Raw genomic sequence first — 1745 nt, forward strand, 5'->3', positions numbered from 1 at the left:
GCGCCAACACCGGGGTCATCTCCGCGCCATTACTGCCGATAACCAGTCCAACCATTCCATCTTCACCGGTTTTCATCCTTTTATAAGTCATGGGTGAACCGGTATCAGGCATCACCCCATGCACAATACCTAAAATTTTATCTCTGCCATTCAGCAGTTCTGAATAATAACGAGCAACCAGCCCCCCCATTGAGTGAGTGACTAAAATCACCTTTTTAGTTACGCACCGTTTACCATAGAAAGTTAAGACCTTATCCACATATTGCGCCAGCCTCTTGGCAGACTCCTTATTAGATTGCAACCAGTTATAGCCCATCACATGTACCGGGTAGAGAAAATCATAACTATGGTCAACCTCTGCCTCGGTCAGCGGCTCTTCCCCCCACTCCGCATTCAGGTTCATATCAACCATACGTTGCCGAAGGGTTTTTTCCCCCTTCCCTGCCAGGCAGTACCAAAGGCCAAACGCTCATCATCCAACACCGCCTGAAGCCAAGGCAGGAAAGTGCCATAGCTCATATGGGCTATCTCCCCCCAACCGCGCTGCTGGCAAGTCTGGAATTTATTCTTCTCAGTGTGATCAGGCGTAATATCCCCAGAATCATCAACTTCTGTATTACTAGGATCTAGTGTATCTTTCCTATAAGAGGCTCCTCTGCACATCCAAACTAAAACATCAAAACTCCATATCTCATTTAACCGCCAGACCGACTTACCCTCTTTTGATTTTAAATTACTCCCCATCACCCCCGGCAGGAAAATTACCGGGATCACTTTAGTCGCGTACTTCAAACAAGTCGCCACCAGATTTTCTTCAATTCTGGCATTCGGCACGTTGTAATAAGGGAGGCCCAGTTCATCATATTCAGGGTGAATAAAAATCTCATTTTCCTTCGGTTCACTCATCATTGACTCCTCATCTTTTATTTTCAATTGACTAATTTCCACATCAACTTGCTTTGGCAAGGAGCTATTTCCATTCTGTACATATGATCATCCGTTCGGATCAAAGATATTTACACAGGCCATTCACCTTTTCGCAATACATCATGCATAAACAGGGTGAGCGATTTCTGAATTTTTCTATCTTCTCGGCGGGTGCTTATAAAAATCAACTCTTTTTTTCAAAAAAATACGATTTTTAATGCACACCCCTTTATCACCACCGATATAACAGCATGTCGAACAAAATATTTAAACTTCATGACAATAACATGACATTTATTGACAAAAGTAAACTGGCATTGATTGCCATAAAATGAAGGCGGCCTGAATACGCGATTTTAATCACATCCCTATGATAACAATGGCTATTTTCATGTTATCCAATAGATTATCGCTGTTTCAATCTCATCAATCCTTTTTAAATCTCAATTACCCCATCACGATAAAGAAGAATAATTCCTCTTCATGCCATACGAATAATAAGACAGCCAATAACATCAATAACACCATAGCAGTATTCCTTCCTCACTGAGAAAAGTATAATCACGGCTCTCACCCATATAGCCAAACATCTTCATCGGAATATCTGTAGTAATATTTATCCTGACAACCATTCTGTTAACGAAAACAGTTAACGATTACGCTATTTTCTCATTTATCCCTAATCGCATGCACTATTCCTCTATCAAATCATCGTCATTTATCGCTGATATTGCCGTATGCTTACCCGGCTTCGTCACAAAGATATTTTTCGGCAATTTAAATCCGCGCAGTTTTAATAACGCCAGCGGCCCTTCGCC

General features: G+C 41.7%; 2 protein-coding genes. Both read right to left on the minus strand.

The genetic code is table 11. The annotated features are described in order from the left end of the window. On the minus strand, nt 1–412 hold a 412-nt coding region (locus tag EAE90_RS24125; RefSeq protein ID WP_422616017.1), incomplete at its 3' end, for an esterase/lipase family protein. Beyond that, complete coding sequence (locus EAE90_RS24130; protein WP_246551119.1) at nt 400–966, minus strand: hypothetical protein; 567 nt, start codon at nt 964–966, stop codon at nt 400–402. The genes EAE90_RS24125 and EAE90_RS24130, both read right to left, overlap by 13 nt. Between the last annotated feature and the right edge of the window lie 779 nt (nt 967–1745).

It is taken from the genome of Photorhabdus caribbeanensis, assembly GCF_018448885.1.
GTDB lineage: Bacteria > Pseudomonadota > Gammaproteobacteria > Enterobacterales > Enterobacteriaceae > Photorhabdus > Photorhabdus caribbeanensis.